Raw genomic sequence first — 15,317 nt, 5'->3', positions numbered from 1 at the left:
TACGGCAGCCTCCGGGCTTTGGCAATCAGCGCAGGCGCTTGAGGTACTCGAGCGCGGCCGCCAGCGGGTCCTTCTCGACCACCTGGTCGGGCTCCACCCCCCGCCCCTCCCAGGTCGGGCCGTTGAAGGGGGCCAACACCCCCGAGGCCACCAGCGCCACCGCCCCGTCGGGGAAGCAGTAGGGCAGCAGCAGCTCGGTGTTGCCGGCGGTGCGCGTGCCGATGAGGTAGGCCCGCCTGGCGTTCTTGAGCGCCCCGGCCAGCCCTTCGGCCGCCGAGTTCACTTCCCCGTCGATCAGGACCACCAGCGGCTTCTGGGTGAGGGGCTGGCCGAAGAGCGGCGTGGTGGGCAGGGGGGCCACGCCCAGGCCCTTGGTCACCATGCGCCAGGGCACCCCCCGCATGAAGTAGCCCGCGACCTCGGCCATGCGGACGGCCAGGCCGCCGGGGTTGCCCCGCAGGTCGAGCACGTAGCCGATGGCCTGCGCGTCGTAGCGCTCGATGGCCCGGCGCAGCAGTTGCACGCCGCTGCCGTCGACCAGGTCGCTCAGCCGGAACACCACGACGCGGTCCTTGAACTCCACGCTCGAGGGCGGGAAGGCCGGTTTCTCCGGGGAAGGCCGGGGTTTTTCGCGCGGGGCGGGCTTAGGGGCGGGCGGGGCCTGAGGGGCGGAGGGGCTCGAGGGCCCTCGAGCCGTCACCTCCCCTTCCTTGAAGGGCAGGGGGTAGCACTGCATCCCCTCGAGGTAGTACCGGGCCTCCTCGGGGCTCAGGAAGCGGGTGTGCTGGTCGTCGAGCTCGTCGTACATGGCGGTGATGAGCCCATAGAGCTCGCCCCAGCTCTGCACCTCGGGAAGCCGGGCGCGGTACTTCGCCCCCACCGCCCCCCAGTCCACGCCGTTGTAGGCGCTGTCCCAGTAGCGCTCCTGGACCAGCCGCCAGGCCTGCTCCAGGCGCAGCGCGTAGCCGTCGGGCTGGGCGAGGGCACTCCCCAGGAGAAGGCCCAGGGCCAGCCAGCGAAGCGTCGCGCCCCTCAAGCGGCCCCTCCCCTGCCCCGCACCTCGGGGAGGGTCTGGCGGTAGGCCTCCTGCATCCGCTGGACGATGACCTCGAGGCACTTCTCGATGGCCTGGTCCAGGTCCTCGCCCGGGATCACCGGGATGCGCGCGCTGCTCGCGAGCTCGACGAGGTGGTTCTGGATCATGCGGATCTCGTCGAAGTGCCGCAGGTAGTCGGTGCGCGGGCGCTTGCCTTGGGTCTCCTTCTCGCGCAGGGTGAAGCGGTCGCGGTGGATGGTCTCGTCGTTGACCACCAGCATCAGCGGGATCTGGATCACCTCGCTCTGCCAGGGGTGGGAGAGGTAGCCCGGCACCACGTGCACGCCCTCCACCACCAGCGAGGTGCGCTCCTGGGCCCCGCGCTCCTGGATGGCCCGCAGCCCCACCGCCACCCGCGCCACCTGGTCGCGGAAGCCCTGCAGGATCAGCGAGTCGTCGGGCTGGGCCTGCTTGGGCAGAGCCAGGGCGGTCCAGGCGTCGAAGCTGCTGGTGTGCAGCGTGGGCACTAAGTCGGCGGGCACGGTGGCCCGCAGGATCTCGCGGATGGTGTCGGTGGAGATCAGCCGGGTGATGCCCAGCCGGTAGCTCAGGGCCGAGGCCAGCATGCTCTTGCCCGTGCCGGTCACGCCGCCGATCAGCAGGTGGATCGGGCGCACCGTGCGCTTGATCGAGCGCAGGGTCTGGTAGCGCAGGGCGATGTCCTCGCCCGCCTCGTCGGTGAGCAGGAGCATCACCATCTCGCGCAGCCTCGAGCGGCTGACGATGCTGTCGCCTTCCTCGCGCAGCCGGCCCTCCAGGATGCGGGCCAGGCGGTACGCCGCGTCCGGGGCCAGGCCCGCCTCCATCATCGACTGGGCCACGACCCCCTTGGAGAAGGGCACCCGCGGCTCCCCCTCTGCCTCCTCGACGAACAGCTCCCCCGCCAGGTTGTGCCGCCCGACGTAGCGCTTGCGGGCCGAGCGGCCGTAGCGGCGCTCCACCTCGCGCACCACCCGGCGCTCGAGCTCCTCCGCCGTGATCTCGGTGAGGCCTTCCTGGCGCATGTCGGTCTCGAGCGCCTTCGCCAGGGCGTAGGCCTCCTTGAGCGCGAAGCCGGCGTCCTCGAGGCTGCGCGCCAGCACCCCCTTGGAGAAGGGCCGCCGCCGGTAGCCCTCCTTGACCAGGATGTCCTCGAAGGTGTGGGTCTGCTTGCGCAATTTGGCGGCCAGGTCGGCCCCGAAGGCCCGCTCGACCTCGCTCACCACCAGCCGCTTGAGCGCCGCGGCGGAGATCTCGGATTTCTTGCGGGCCTTGAGCCGTTCCTCCACGGTGTGGGACACCGACATGGCGGCCTCCATGCCCATGCCGGCGTTCATCAGGGTCTCCGTCAGCAACCCCTTGGAAAAAGGCCAGCGATACCCCCTCGGGGTCTTGACGAAAAGCTCGCGCACGGTTGCAGTATACGGCGGCTTACTCATGAGGAAGGTGGAGTCTGACGGCTTTTGTGCCCCGTCCGGCGCTCCTTGGCCTCAACCCCGAGCCTTTTCGTTGACACCCTCGAATCCCTGTGCTAGGGTATCGGATGCCGGTCCCCGAGGCAGGCCGAGCCGGGGACGAACTTGGGCACGACAAGGCGCCGTAGCCAAGTGGTAAGGCAGAGGTCTGCAAAACCTCGATTCGCCGGTTCGAATCCGGCCGGCGCCTCCAAAGCAGGGATGCACGGGCGCGTAGCTCAGATGGCTAGAGCACTACCTTGACACGGTAGGGGTCGTTGGTTCGAGTCCAATCGCGCCCACCAGGAAGCGGGCCGGAAATTTCCGGCCCGCTCTTTCGTTAAGCTGGGTCCGGTGGAACTCTCGGTCGTCGTGATCTCGCACAACTCCCTCCGCGTGCTGCCCGAGTGCCTCGAGCGCCTGCAGCGTCACTACCCGCACGCCCAACTGATCGTCGTCGACGCGGCCTCGGCGGACGGCAGCCTCGAGTTCGCCCGGAATCTGCCCGCCGTCGAGACGCTGAGCGTCGCCAACCGGGGCTACGCCTACGCCGTCAACCGCGGGCTCGAGGCGGCGACGGGCCGCCACGTCGCGGTCATGAACAGCGACGTGTACCTCGAGGCGGGCGACCTCGAGGCCCTGAGAGCGGCCCTGGACGACCGCCCCAAAGCCGTGATGGCCGGCCCCGTCCTGATGACGCCGCACGGCCGGCCCCAATCCTTCGGCCCGCTCTACGCCCCTTACTACCTCAACCTCCGGGCACCTCGAGCGGTGAGCTGGATCTCCGGGGCCCTGATCCTCTTAAAGCGTGACCTCCTGCCCGAACTCGGCGGCATGGACGAGCGCTTGTTCTTCTACAACGAGGACCTCGAGTGGGGCATCCGCGCCCGCCGCAAGGGCCTCGAGGTGCTCCTGGTACCCCGCAAAGTCCTGCACCTGGGCGGGGCCTCCACGCCCAACGACCCCCGCTTCATCGCCGAAGGCTACCGTGGCGGGCTGATCGTGAGCCAGACCCACTACCCCTGGCTGCACGGCCTGCACCGTAAGGCGGTGTGGCTCGAGGCCCGGTTAAGGGTGTTACTTGACCCCAACCCCAAGCACAAGGCAGCCTATAGCCTGCTTTTAAGACGTCTGGGACAACAAAAAGGCCTGCCCTCTTCCTTTTTGTTGGAAGAAAGCAGTAAGATACACCCGTAACGTTTACGGGGCAGTGGGTCCTCATTGCGAGTGTAGTGCCCCCCTATACTCCTCGATGTTCAAATGTCACACCCGACCCGCTGGCTGTAAGTTACGGTCTGGGTGTCTTTTATTACCCAGGCGACAAGAAGCGTGTCCAGAACGCCGTTTTGGCACGGTTTATAGACTCGGTATATATCTTGACCGGGCGTCTTGATCTTCTTATGATTCTCTCAAGAGAACAGGAACGGAATGGTTCTAGGTTCCTTGGGGAGGATCACCATGAAAAAGCTCGCCTACAAAGTTTTCGCTCTGCTTTCCAGCCTCGTAGCCCTCGGCCTTGCTGCCGGTGCTAGCGCTGAGTGGCGGTAAAAGCAAGAGAAGTAAGTGGAGTAGTCAGGTGCAAGTTGTGAAACTTGCACCTGACTTTATTTTAAGTATCTGTTAAAGTACTTGAGCAATGTCTAAAGCTTCGTTGCCGCCTAAGCCAGTACTTATCTATATCTTTGGTTTGACGGCACTACTGCTGCTAACCGTACTCTTGTTATCCCGCATATCTCAGGTAGGCAATGTTTCAGCCTTTGACATCTTCTTCTGGGGCTTGCTTCTTGTAGCTGCTACGCGAGTAGGCGTCAAACTTCCCTTTGAAGCCGGGATCTCACACTCCTACGTCGTCGCTCTAGCCACCGCTATACTTTTCCCGCCGTGGGTAGCTCCGACGTTGCTGGTTATCTTCCGGTATGAGCAACTCAACCACACATACCCTTGGTATAAGGATCTTTTCAACCGTGTCCAAACAGGGCTTGCGGCAAGCGCGGCAAGCTTCACCTGGTTCTTCGTCAACTCAACCTTCTCACTAAAGGTTGCATCTGTTGATGTTACCGCTCTTGCTGGGATAGCTCTCGCATCTATCGTCTACTTCGTCGTCAATGTTGGGCTAGTAGTAGCTGTAATTCACCTTGCGTCAAAGGTACCGGTTATAAAGATTTGGCATGACAACTTTAGCTGGCTCTCCTATAGCTACCTGATCACTGCTCCCGTAGCTTTGTTTTTGGCGAGTGCATATAGAACTCCGCTCGTAGGGGATTGGGGTGGATACACCGTACTTGTTTTTATGCTGCTGCTCTACTTCTCCCGCTTCTACTGGGACGAGAAAGTCAAACTCGAGGACTCTTTCAACGCCACCATCGACACCCTCGTTCAAGCGCTCGACGCGAAGGATACTTTTACACGGCTCCACTCTGAGCGGGTCGCGGCGATCGCAACGGACCTGGCTCGAGCCAAAGGCCTCGATGAAGCCGATCGGCGCAAGATCGCCTATGGCGCGCGCATCCACGACATCGGCAAGGTGGGCATCCCCGACGACGTGCTGCTCAAGCCGATCCGGCTGACCAGCCAGGAGTTCGAGCTGATTAAGAGCCACACCACCCGCGGCGCCGAGATCCTCAAGCCGGCGGCCCGCTACTTCAAGGAGGTCCTGCCGATCGTGCTCTACCACCACGAGCGCTGGGACGGGCGGGGGTATCCCGAGGGCCGGGCAGGGGACGCCATTCCACTGTGGGCGCGTATCGTCTGCATCGCGGACGCCTACGAGGCCATGACGGCGGGGCGTTCTTACTCGCCCCCCAAGTCGCCCCAGCGGGCGATGCAGGAGCTCGAGGACCTCGCCGGGGACCAGTTCGACCCGGAACTGGTTAAGCTCTTTAAGGGGATCTGGTTGCAGGACCCCATCTGGAAGGACCGGGAGGTTTTCCTACGCAGCTATACCTCGCCAGTGCCCTCGTTGGACTTGCCCTTGCCCTCGCGCTCCGAGTCCGCCCCGGCGACTTCGCCAAAGTCGAGCTGAAGGCCGGGTGGGTTTTTCTCGCGGGGGCCTTGCTCGAGGCCCTCGTCGGCTTCTCGACCGGCCGGGGGTGGCTGAGCCCCGAGGTGGGGGGGCCGCTGGCGAAGGCGGGCGTGCTGGCGTGCGTGAGCTACGGCCTGCTGGCGAACCTGCGCCTTCGCAGCCTGTGGTTCGTCTGGCTGGGCTTCGCGCTCAACACGCTGGTCATCGTGGCGAACCGGGGGCACATGCCGGTGTGGCTCGAGGCCGTCCCGCCCGAAGCCCGCGAGGGCATGGCCCAGCAGCTCACGGCCCGCTCGGACGCGGTGCATTCGCTCATGACCCCGGACACGCCCTTCTACTATTTAGGGGATATCCTCCCCGTCTACTGGGCCAAGAGCGTGCTCAGCCTGGGCGACGTTTATCTGATCATCGGGATCGCGGCGCTGGTGCTCGAGCTGGGCCTCGAGGCCAGGCGGCAGCGGCGGCAGGAGTGGAACATCGACATCCGCTTCGACACGGACTGAGCCGGCCGGGCGCCGGGGCCGTGGTAGGGGCAGGCCGTTTAAGGAAATGCGCCCGGCGGAAAAGGGCGTAGAATGGCGGCTGGTGATTTGAATGAGCCGCACCTACAAAATCTGTCTGATCGAAGGCGATGGCATCGGCCACGAGGTGATCCCGGCCGCCCGGCTGGTGCTCGAGGCCACCGGGCTGAAGCTCGACTTCGTGGAGGCCGAGGCGGGCTGGGAGACCTTCGAAAGAGTGGGGATCTCAGTCCCCGAGGAGACGGTCGAGAAGATCGCCTCCACCGACGCCACCCTGTTCGGGGCGGCCAGCAGCCCCAACAAGAAGGTGCCGGGCTTCTTCGGCGCCATCCGTTACCTGCGTAAACGCCTGGACCTCTTCGCCAACGTGCGCCCCGCCAAGTACCACCCCGTGCCCGGGGCGCGCGAGGGGGTGGACCTCATCGTGGTGCGCGAGAACACCGAGGGGCTTTACGTCGAGCAGGAGCGCAGCTACCTGGGCGGGGAGCTGGCCATCGCCGACACCGTGATCACCCGCAAGGCCAGCTCGCGCATCGGCGAGTACGCGCTCAAGCTCGCCATGACCCGCCCGCGCAAGCAGCTCCACGTGGCCCACAAGGCCAACGTGCTCCCGCTGACCCAGGGGCTGTTCCTTAACACGGTGCTCGAGCAGGCCAAGAACTACCCCGAGGTCAAGACCCAGGACATCATCATCGACAACTGCGCGATGCAACTGGTGATCCGGCCCGAGCGCTTCGACGTGCTGGTGACCACCAACCTCTTCGGCGACATCATCTCCGACCTCACCGCCGGGCTGGTGGGCGGCCTGGGCATCGCCGCCAGCGGCAACATCGGGCTCGACAACGCCATCTTCGAGCCGGTGCACGGCTCGGCCCCCGACATCGCCGGCAAGGGCATCGCCAACCCCGCCGCCACCATCCTCTCCGCGGCCATGATGCTCGACCACCTGGGCGAGCACGAGACCGCGCGGCGCCTCGAGCGCGCCGTGGACCGGGTGCTCGAGAACGGCCCCCGCACCCCCGACCTCGGAGGCGACGCCAACACCGAAACCTTCGCCAAGGCCGTGGCGGCGGCGCTGTAACGCCAGGTTCGTTAACTTGTTCTTTATACAACCCTTCCCAAAGGCTCAAATTGGCTCCTGGACGAGATTCGTCCAGGAGTTCATTTGACCATTGCAGTCGCAACGGGGTACGTTACACTGATGCAAGCAGAAGGTCCCAGGAATTGCGCTAATGTTATACTCAAATACCGTCCTGGAGACCCATGTTGACCGAAAGGGGGCAGTGTGCGTGAGTTCTTTAGCAGCTTGTTGAAGCCACGGGTCGAGGCCCTGGGCCTCGAGATCGGTTCGGCCAACCTCAAGCTGGTAGAGTTGTCGGGGACACCCCCTACGTTGCGGGGCTTATCCATCCGGCCAACCCCTCCAGGACTCTTCCAGGAGGGCAACATCGCTGATCCACAGGCGCTGGCCAACGAGCTGCGCGAGATGCTGGCGGAGATCCGTACCCGCAAGCGCTACGTGGTAACGGCGGTGAGCAACTCGGCGGTCATCACCCGCACCTTGCAGGTGCCCAAGATGGCCGCCAAGCAGCTCGAGGAGGCCGTGCGCTGGGAAGCCGAGCGCTACATCCCCTTCCCCATCGACGAAGTGGTGATGGACTATGCGCCCTTGGACCCCCTCGACAGCGTAGCGGAAGGTGAGCAGATGGACGTGGTGGTGGGGGCGGCGCGGCAGGAGACCGTAGCCAGCCTGGTCGAGACCCTCAAGGCCGCGAGCCTCGAGCCACTGATCATCGACGTCAAGCCTTTTGCCGGGCTGCGCGTGCTCGAGCCGCAGCTCGTGGGCGACGGCGGCCGCGAGCTGGTGACGCTGTACTTCGAGATCGGCGCGGAGTCGAGCGCGCTGGTGCTGACCCGCGGGGAGCGCCTGCTGCTCAACCGCGTCATCAACCTCTCGGGCAAGGACTTCACCGCGGCCATCGCCAAGGCCTTCAACCTCGACAGCACCGCCGCCGAGGAGGCCAAGAAGAACTACGGCCTGGCGACCATCCCCACCGAGGACGAGGACCTGCTCCTCGACTTCGACGCCGAGCGCGAGCGCTTCAACCCGGCGCGCATGTACGACGCCATCCGCCCGGTGCTCGTCGAGCTCACCACCGAGCTGCGGCGCAGCCTCGAGTTCTTCCGGGTGCAAGTCGGCGACCTGGGCATCGACCAGGGCTTCGTGGCGGGGGGCGGCAGCAAGCTGCGCAGCTTGGTGCCGCTGCTGGCCGACACCCTGGGCATCCCGCTGGAAGTGGTGGACCCCTGGAAAAACGTGTCTTACGACAAGAGCCGCTTCGATCCGGACTACCTGCGCGGCCTCTCCGCCGAGTTCGTGGTGCCGGTGGGCTTAGCCATGCGGGGGGTGGGTTCAATTGATTAAGCTCAACCTGCTGCCCAAGACCCTGCGCCGCCGGGTCGAGCCGGGGTGGTGGCGACTGGCCGCCGTCGGCTTCGCCGGGCTGGCGTTGGGCATCACGGCTTACCTCTACTTCTCCACCCTTTCCGAGCGCAACGCGCTCCAAAGGGAACAAGAACAGCTTCAGATCGAGGTCAACTCGTTGCAACGCTTCATCGCCGAACAGCGCCGCCTCGAGCAGCAGCGCACCGAGCTCCAGCAGGTGATCGCGATCCGCAGCCAGCTCGAGCAGAGCAAGGTCAACTGGTCGGACTACCTGGCGGCCGTCATCAACCAGATCCCCCGCTCCAGCAGCGCCCCCAGCGGCAGCGCCTTCGGGGTCAACCTCAAGAGCATCGGCACCAAGCTGCTCACGCCCGCCGAGTCCCAGACCGCCGCCCAGGCCGGGGCCTACGACGGCAAGAGCGCCCGGGTGGAGTTCGACCTGCGCGGCGAAGCCCTCAACGAGCGCGAGCTCATCCGCTTCGTCGACGCCTTCGAGTCCTCGCCGCGCTTCGGCATCAACTTCCGCGACTCCAGCCTCGACCTGCAGCGGGGGGTCTACACCTTCTCCGCCACGGTCGGGCTGGTGGACAGCGTCCCGGGCGCGCAGCCCGCGCCCGGCAGCACCAGCTCCGCCCCGCAGGGCAGCGCCACAGGAGGTGGACAAGGTGCTCGCTAGGCTCGGCCAACGCGAATGGGCCATCATCATCATCCTGGCCTCCTTTTTGCTGGCTTTGGGGCTGTACTTCTTCCTGATTCAGCCCATGCGTTCGGAGATCGGCCTGCTGCGCAGCCAGATCGCCGAGCTCTCGGTGCAGCGTGACCGGGGACGGGCGGCCGAGCGGGCGCTGCCCCAACTGCGCGCGACCATCCTCGACCTCGAGCTCCAGCGCCAGCGCTTCTTCCGCGAGTTGCCCCCGCAAGAGGACCTCTCCCAGGTGCTCACCCTTCTCACCCAGCTCGCCCGCCGCAGCGGGGTCACGCTCAAGACCATCGGGCGCACCACCGGCGGCAGCGAGGTGGCCGGGGTGCGAACGATCAACCTGGCGATGCAGGTCGAGTCGCCCTTCCCCGAGCTCTTCACCTTCCTGAAGCAGCTCGAGAACCTCCAGCGCTTCGCCACCGTCGCGGGCCTCAACCTGACGGTGGGCGCTGAGAGCAGCAACCCCATCATCAACAGCAGCATGACCATGACCGTCTACGTCTACACCGGTCAGGCCGCGGCGCCGCAGGGAGGGCAGCAATGAACCAGCTCGGCAACACCCTCCGCAAACTCCCCCAGTCCACCAAGGTGGCCCTGGCGGGCCTGCTGTTCGCCGGGCTCGTCGGGGTGTGGTACCTGGTGGCGAGCCAGGTGGGGCAGCCGGCGGACACTGCGGTCACGCCCACCACCCCCGTGACCCCTCCGGAGGGAACCGTTCCCGCGCGCTCGCTCGAGGTCGTGCCGCTGCCTTTCCTCAAGGCCGAGACCACGCCCGGCGAAAGCCCTGCCCCCGAGGCCCAGAGCGGTCCGGCCCAGCCGGCCCAGGCCAGCCCCGGGCCCACGGCCCCCGGCCGCCTGCAGGTGCAGGCACCTCCCAACCCCTTCATGCCGCTGTTCCCGGAGGAGGTCCCGCCCAGCCAGCAGCCTACCGTCACCGCCACCGCCACCCAGCCCACCCCTCCACCCGTGGTGGCGCAGACCCCGCCCCCGACCCGGGCCATCCCCAGCGGCCCCCGGGTGCAAGTTCGCCCGGTGCAGACGCCCCTTCCCTCGCCCAACATCCGGGTGACGGCTCCGGCCCCCACCCCTCGCCCCACCGCGACGCCCACCACGGCCCCCGCGGGCAGCGGCAGCCAGGCCCGGCTTCCGGCCGCCAACCCCCGTGCCGGGGCGAGCACGCCGGCCCCGGCCCCCAGCCTGAGCGGCGGGGCTCTCCCCCTGCGGCTCGCCCCGCTCGACCGCGAAGTCCCCACCGCCCAGGCCACCCAGCCCACGCAGCCGCAGGTGGCCCAGCCCGGCGAGGCCAACCTCGGCGGCAGCACCAGCCTCCCTCCCGTCGGCCAGCAGGGACAGCCCAACCCGACGCTCGAGCCCAAGGCCACGCCCACCACGCCGGCCACCACCCCCGTCGTCAAAACCCCGGTGGTCTCGGTCCTGACCCGCTTCGTGCAGGAGCAGAACCTGCGGCTCGTCGGCGTGGTGCTCGGCCCCACGAGCGTGGGCATCTTCCAGGGCAAGAACGGCTTCTTCGTGCTCCCGGTGGGGCGCAATTTCCCCGAGAGCGAGGTCCTTCTTAAAACCTTAACAGCCCGCGAAGCCCTCTTGGTGCAGGGGTCGGAAAGCCTTACGCTCGAACTGGTGAACCCCTAGAGGCGGTGATAGCTTATGCAACGAATCCTGTCCCTTATCGTCTTACTCCTGAGCCTGGCCTTCGCGGGTAGCCTCCCCAGGGACGCCCGCTTCGACCAGGCGGTGGACCTGATCGCCCCCAACGGCATCCCGCTGGAGGACGCCCTGCGCAGCACGGCGACCAGCGTGGGCCTTACCCCTCTGCTGCGGGACATCCCGGCCACCTTAGTGCGGGTTTCGCTGGAGAAGAAGCCCTTCCGCCAGGTCTGGGACCTGCTCATCAACACCTACGGCGACGGCAAGCTCGACTACATCCTCCTGGAGAACAACGTGATGCTGGTGGCTTCTCCGGAAGTGGTCTCGCGCTACGTGCCCAAGACGGCGCAGCAGCCGACCACGCCCACGGAAGAGCCCACCGTGCGCCGCAGCTACGCCATCAACGGCAACCCCACCGCGCTCAAGAGCTTCCTTGAGGCCGAAATCCCCGGCATCCGCGTGACCGTCGCGCCCGGGCAGCCCACCCTGCTCATCACCGCGACCGAGAAGCAGCACTCCGAGATCGCCGCCCTGCTCGCCCAGATCGACCGGCCCCAGGCGCAGGTGGACCGGATTACCCGCAACTTCAAGCTGGCCCACGCCCGCGCCGAGGCGATGGCCGAGGTGCTCAGCTCGGCGCTCGAGGGCAAGAGCAACGGGCAGCAGGCCCAGGGCCAAACCCAGCCTCAGGCCCAGCCCCAAGCCCAGAGCACGGCCTTCTTCACCGCCGACGTTCGCACCAACACCCTGATCGTGACCGCCAGCCCCGAGCAGATGGCCCGCGTGGAAGCCCTCATCCGCGAGCTCGACGTGCCGGTTAAACAGGTGCAGCTCAAGGTGCGCATCCAGTCGGTGGACAGCAGCGTGGTCAGCAGCTTCGGCATCAAGTGGGAGAGCTTGAGCGGGGGGAACCTCGTCGGCAGCATCATCGACGGCGCCCTGAGCCTGATCTTCGACGCCTCCAAGAGCCTGGCCGCGCTCAACATCCGGGCGGTGCTCGACATCCTCGAGCAGCAGAGCCTGGCCCGCCGCCTGAGCGACGTGACCCAGATCGTCGAGGACAACTACCCCAACTTCGAGGTCAAGTCGGGCTCGAGGCTCATCGTCACCCCGCAGGTGCAGGGCGAACCCACCCGCGAGTTCGACGTGGGCCTGCTCGTGCGCGTCGTCCCGCAGATCACCGCGGACGGGCAGATCACCCTGGAGGTTTTCACCCAGACCGGGGAGCAGCCCAGGCAAGGCCCTATCGCCAACAGCATCGAGGTGAAGACCCGCTCCGACCGTACCAAGCTGCGCATCAAGGATGGCCAGACCGTAGTGATCGGTGGAGTGGTCCAGCAAAACACCGTCAACGAGGAGAACAAGGTTCCCATACTCGGCGACATCCCCATCCTCGACCTGCTCTTCAAGCAGCGCACCAGCACCGTCAGCAGTGAGGAGCTACTGATCATCATCACCGCCAACATCATCAGCGATGCCCGCTAAAAGCTGAGCCGATGGGGGGCAGGCCAGGCCTGCCCCCCTCGCTTTTTGGTGTGTTAGGCTCTTGGCATGCGTTTTCTGACTGCGGGTGAATCCCACGGGCCTCAGCTCACCGCGATCGTGGAGGGACTCCCTTCGCAACTGCCGCTCAGCGCGGAGGACATCAACCCCTGGCTGAAGAAGCGGCAGGGCGGGTACGGGCGCGGGCGCCGGATGGTGATCGAGACCGACACCGCCGAGCTGATGAGCGGGGTGCGGATGGGGCGAACCACCGGGGCCCCGGTGACCCTGGTGATCCGCAACGCCGACCACCGCAACTGGACCGAGATCATGGACCCGGCCCCGGGCAACGAGCCGCGCAAGAAGGCCCTCACGGCGGCCCGCCCCGGCCACGCCGACCTGCCGGGGGGCATCAAGTACGGTCACAAGGATTTGCGGGACGTGCTCGAGCGCGCCTCCGCCCGCGAGACGGCCACCCGGGTGGCGGTGGGCGCCATCGCCCACAAGCTGCTGTCGTTCTTCGGGGTGGAGAGCGTGGGCTACGTGGCCGGGATGGCCGGGGTGTGGAGCGCGACCCCTTTCGACTGGAACCTCAAGGAGCACGTCGAGGAGAGCCCGGTGCGCATGACCGACCCCCAGAGCGAGGCCGAGGTGATCCGCCGGGTGGACGAGGCCAAGGCCACCGGCAACACCTTGGGGGGCGTCATCGAGGCCCGCTTCAAGGGGCTGGTGCCGGGGCTGGGCTCGCAGATGCACTGGGAGCGCAAGCTCGACGGGCGCATCGCGCACATGGCGATGAGCGTGCCCGCCATCAAGGGGGTGGAGATCGGGACCGGCTTCGACAACGCCATGAAGCCGGGCTCGGAGGTCCACGACCCGATCTACTGGGAGGAGGGCCGGGGCTACTACCGCCGGAGCAACCGGGCGGGGGGCCTCGAAGCCGGCATGACCAACGGCGAGGAGCTGGTGGTGCGGGCCGCGCTCAAGCCCATCGCCACGCTGATGCGGCCGCTGCCCACCGTGGACGTGGTGACCCATGAGCCCGCCGACGCCGCCCGCGAGCGCAGCGACACCACCGCCGTCCCGGCCGCGAGCGTGATCCTCGAGGCCGTGGTGGGCATCGTGCTGGCGCAGGCCTACCTGGAGAAGTTCGGCGGGGACACCCTGGACGAGCTCGTCGAGCGGGTGGAGCGCTACAAAGAGCGGGTACTGGCATACTGATGGCACCGACCGGCTCGAGAGGGGGTGCGTGATGGACCAGCCCCGCGTCCTGGAGGTGGACCGTCCGGCCACCTGGATCGCCCTGACCGGCTTCATGGGGGTGGGCAAGAGCCGCATCGGGCGCGAGCTGGCCCGCGAGCTGATGCTGCACTTCATCGACCTCGACGGCTACATCGAGCGCGAGACCGGCCTTTCGATCCCCGACATCTTCACCCACCTGGGCGAGGAGACCTTCCGGCGGCTCGAGAGCGAGGCGGTGGCCGAGCTGGTGCAGAAGGACTACCTGGTGCTCTCGCTGGGCGGGGGCACCTTCACCCGGCCCGAGAACCGCGAGCGGCTGCTGGCGCGGGGGCCGGTGATCGCGCTGTGGGCGAGCCCCGAGACCATCCTCGAGCGCGTCAGCCGCCGCCCCGGGCAGCGCCCCCTGCTCATGGACGCCGACCCCCTGGCGCGAATCCGGCAGCTCATGGAACAGCGGCAGGAGATCTACCGGCAGGCCACCATCCACGCCTCGACCGACGGGCGCGAGGTGCACGACGTGGTGCAGGAGCTCATCGAGAAGCTGTGGGACTATGCGGAAGCTGACCGTTGACCAGAACCCGGCCTACCCGCTCTACCTCGGCAGCGGGCTGACCGAACAGGCCAAAGCCGAGGCCGGGCCGGGCCCCAAAGCCCTGCTCTACGACCGGGCGGTGGAGGGGTACGCCCTCGAGCTCGCGGGGGCCCTGGCCATCCCCCACCGCCTGGGGCTGACCGGCGGCGAAGCGGCCAAGACCCTCCAGACGTACGGCCGGGTGCTCTCCTGGCTGGCCGGGCTCGGGCTGCCCCGCGACGCCACGCTGTACGTCGTGGGCGGGGGCACCCTCACCGACCTCGGCGGCTTCGTGGCCGCGAGCTACCTGCGCGGCGTCGCCTACGTGAGCTTCCCCACCACCACCTTGGCGATGGTGGACGCCAGCGTGGGCGGCAAGACCGGGATCAACCTCGAGGAGGGCAAGAACCTGGTGGGAGCCTTCCACACCCCCAAGGCCGTCTACCTCGACCTCCACAGCCTCGCCACCCTCCCCCCCTCCCTCTTCCGCGAGGGGCTGGTGGAGGCCTTCAAGCACGGGATCATCGCCGGCGACGAGGTGCTGATGCGCCTCGAGCCCGTGCGCCCCGACTGGCCGGGGCTGGAGGAGTACCTCGAGCGCGCCGTCGCGGTGAAGGTGCGGGTCGTGGAGGCCGACCCCTACGAGAAGGGCGAGCGCAAGAAGCTCAACCTGGGCCACACCCTGGGCCACGCCCTCGAGGCCGCCACCCACCACGCCCTCTCCCACGGCGCCGCCGTCGCCTACGGCCTGCTCTACGCCGCCCTGCTGGGCAAGGCCCACGGCGGCACCGACCTGACGCCCTGGGTCGAAGCGCTGCTGCGCTGGCTCCAACCCCCTCCCCTGCCCCCCCTGAGCTGGGACGAGGTCTGGCCCTACATGGCCCGCGACAAGAAAAAACTGGGCAGTAACCTGCACTGGGTCATCCCCCTCGAGCCCGGCCACCTAGCAGTGCAGCCCGTGGAGGAAGAAGTGCTGCGGCAGGCTTACGGGGAGTTTCTCGAGCGGGTTAGCAGTAAGCCGTAAGCGGTCAGCTATCAGCTATCAGCCATCAGCCATCAGCTTTCAGCGGTCAGCCGTCAGCTTGTGGCTCGTGTGGGGTTATCCCCCCCCAGCCCCCCTTGCTAAGGGGGGTGACAAG

At 67.1% G+C, this 15,317-nt stretch carries 14 protein-coding genes and 2 tRNA genes; 14 read left to right on the top strand and 2 right to left on the bottom strand.

Annotation, left to right across the window (positions count from 1 at the left end):
* Positions 1–25: 25 nt before the first annotated feature.
* A complete protein-coding gene (locus MEICH_RS0108945) occupies positions 26–1,036 on the bottom strand; it encodes a S41 family peptidase (RefSeq protein ID WP_027892327.1) in 1,011 nt (336 codons plus the stop codon).
* Complete coding sequence (locus tag MEICH_RS0108940) at positions 1,033–2,487, bottom strand: 2-phosphoglycerate kinase (protein WP_027892326.1); 1,455 nt, start codon at positions 2,485–2,487, stop codon at positions 1,033–1,035. The genes MEICH_RS0108945 and MEICH_RS0108940 overlap by 4 nt, the downstream gene beginning before the upstream one ends.
* A 181-nt stretch (positions 2,488–2,668) precedes the next feature.
* Here MEICH_RS0108940 and MEICH_RS0108935 point away from each other — a divergent pair.
* From MEICH_RS0108935 to MEICH_RS0108865, 14 genes are all read left to right on the top strand, one after another.
* Positions 2,669–2,743: transfer RNA gene (locus MEICH_RS0108935), tRNA-Cys, on the top strand.
* Between the two features lie 14 nt (positions 2,744–2,757).
* Positions 2,758–2,834: transfer RNA gene (locus MEICH_RS0108930), tRNA-Val, on the top strand.
* A 49-nt stretch (positions 2,835–2,883) separates the two neighbouring features.
* The gene (locus MEICH_RS0108925) at positions 2,884–3,726 is read left to right on the top strand and encodes a glycosyltransferase family 2 protein (RefSeq protein WP_027892325.1); all 843 of its coding nucleotides are present in this window, start codon (positions 2,884–2,886) and stop codon (positions 3,724–3,726) included.
* Positions 3,727–4,165: 439 nt separating this feature from the next.
* On the top strand, positions 4,166–5,551 hold the full coding sequence (locus MEICH_RS30570) for an HD domain-containing phosphohydrolase (RefSeq protein WP_027892324.1): 1,386 nt from the start codon (positions 4,166–4,168) through the stop codon (positions 5,549–5,551).
* A gap of 29 nt (positions 5,552–5,580) precedes the next feature.
* Positions 5,581–6,054: a DUF5317 domain-containing protein gene (locus tag MEICH_RS24350; protein WP_051304062.1), complete on the top strand. Its 474-nt coding sequence runs from the start codon at positions 5,581–5,583 to the stop codon at positions 6,052–6,054.
* Between the two features lie 91 nt (positions 6,055–6,145).
* Positions 6,146–7,153, top strand: coding sequence for an isocitrate/isopropylmalate dehydrogenase family protein (locus MEICH_RS0108905; protein WP_027892323.1), 1,008 nt, complete (start codon positions 6,146–6,148; stop codon positions 7,151–7,153).
* A gap of 204 nt (positions 7,154–7,357) precedes the next feature.
* Positions 7,358–8,497, top strand: coding sequence for a type IV pilus assembly protein PilM (gene pilM / locus MEICH_RS0108900; protein ID WP_027892322.1), 1,140 nt, complete (start codon positions 7,358–7,360; stop codon positions 8,495–8,497).
* Entirely contained in the window at positions 8,490–9,194 is a 705-nt protein-coding gene (locus MEICH_RS0108895) for a competence protein (protein ID WP_027892321.1), read from the top strand. Before pilM ends, MEICH_RS0108895 begins: the two co-directional genes overlap by 8 nt.
* Positions 9,184–9,762: a type IV pilus inner membrane component PilO gene (locus MEICH_RS0108890; RefSeq protein WP_027892320.1), complete on the top strand. Its 579-nt coding sequence runs from the start codon at positions 9,184–9,186 to the stop codon at positions 9,760–9,762. Before MEICH_RS0108895 ends, MEICH_RS0108890 begins: the two co-directional genes overlap by 11 nt.
* The gene (locus MEICH_RS0108885) at positions 9,759–10,868 is read left to right on the top strand and encodes a hypothetical protein (protein ID WP_027892319.1); all 1,110 of its coding nucleotides are present in this window, start codon (positions 9,759–9,761) and stop codon (positions 10,866–10,868) included. Before MEICH_RS0108890 ends, MEICH_RS0108885 begins: the two co-directional genes overlap by 4 nt.
* A gap of 15 nt (positions 10,869–10,883) precedes the next feature.
* On the top strand, positions 10,884–12,368 hold the full coding sequence (locus MEICH_RS0108880) for a type II secretion system protein GspD (RefSeq protein WP_027892318.1): 1,485 nt from the start codon (positions 10,884–10,886) through the stop codon (positions 12,366–12,368).
* A gap of 66 nt (positions 12,369–12,434) precedes the next feature.
* Positions 12,435–13,586, top strand: a complete 1,152-nt coding sequence (aroC, locus tag MEICH_RS0108875; protein WP_027892317.1) for a chorismate synthase — start codon at positions 12,435–12,437, stop codon at positions 13,584–13,586.
* A 31-nt stretch (positions 13,587–13,617) separates the two neighbouring features.
* Positions 13,618–14,178, top strand: coding sequence for a shikimate kinase (locus MEICH_RS0108870; protein ID WP_027892316.1), 561 nt, complete (start codon positions 13,618–13,620; stop codon positions 14,176–14,178).
* Positions 14,159–15,202: a 3-dehydroquinate synthase gene (locus tag MEICH_RS0108865; RefSeq protein ID WP_027892315.1), complete on the top strand. Its 1,044-nt coding sequence runs from the start codon at positions 14,159–14,161 to the stop codon at positions 15,200–15,202. Before MEICH_RS0108870 ends, MEICH_RS0108865 begins: the two co-directional genes overlap by 20 nt.
* Positions 15,203–15,317: the final 115 nt, after the last annotated feature.

Origin of the sequence: Calidithermus chliarophilus DSM 9957, from assembly GCF_000430045.1 — a bacterium.
GTDB lineage: Bacteria > Deinococcota > Deinococci > Deinococcales > Thermaceae > Calidithermus > Calidithermus chliarophilus.
The sequence above is the reverse complement of the archived record's forward strand: the minus strand, read 5'-3'. Positions and strand labels throughout refer to the sequence as shown.

Excerpts from the sequence above, each read along its gene's own strand:
- MEICH_RS30570 (WP_027892324.1), top strand. The coding sequence starts at position 4,166 with ATGTCTAAAGCTTCGTTGCCGCCTAAGCCAGTACTTATCTATATCTTT.
- MEICH_RS0108905 (WP_027892323.1), top strand. The coding sequence starts at position 6,146 with ATGAGCCGCACCTACAAAATCTGTCTGATCGAAGGCGATGGCATCGGC.
- MEICH_RS0108885 (WP_027892319.1), top strand. The coding sequence starts at position 9,759 with ATGAACCAGCTCGGCAACACCCTCCGCAAACTCCCCCAGTCCACCAAG.
- MEICH_RS0108880 (WP_027892318.1), top strand. The coding sequence starts at position 10,884 with ATGCAACGAATCCTGTCCCTTATCGTCTTACTCCTGAGCCTGGCCTTC.
- aroC (WP_027892317.1), top strand. The coding sequence starts at position 12,435 with ATGCGTTTTCTGACTGCGGGTGAATCCCACGGGCCTCAGCTCACCGCG.
- MEICH_RS0108870 (WP_027892316.1), top strand. The coding sequence starts at position 13,618 with ATGGACCAGCCCCGCGTCCTGGAGGTGGACCGTCCGGCCACCTGGATC.
- MEICH_RS0108865 (WP_027892315.1), top strand. The coding sequence starts at position 14,159 with ATGCGGAAGCTGACCGTTGACCAGAACCCGGCCTACCCGCTCTACCTC.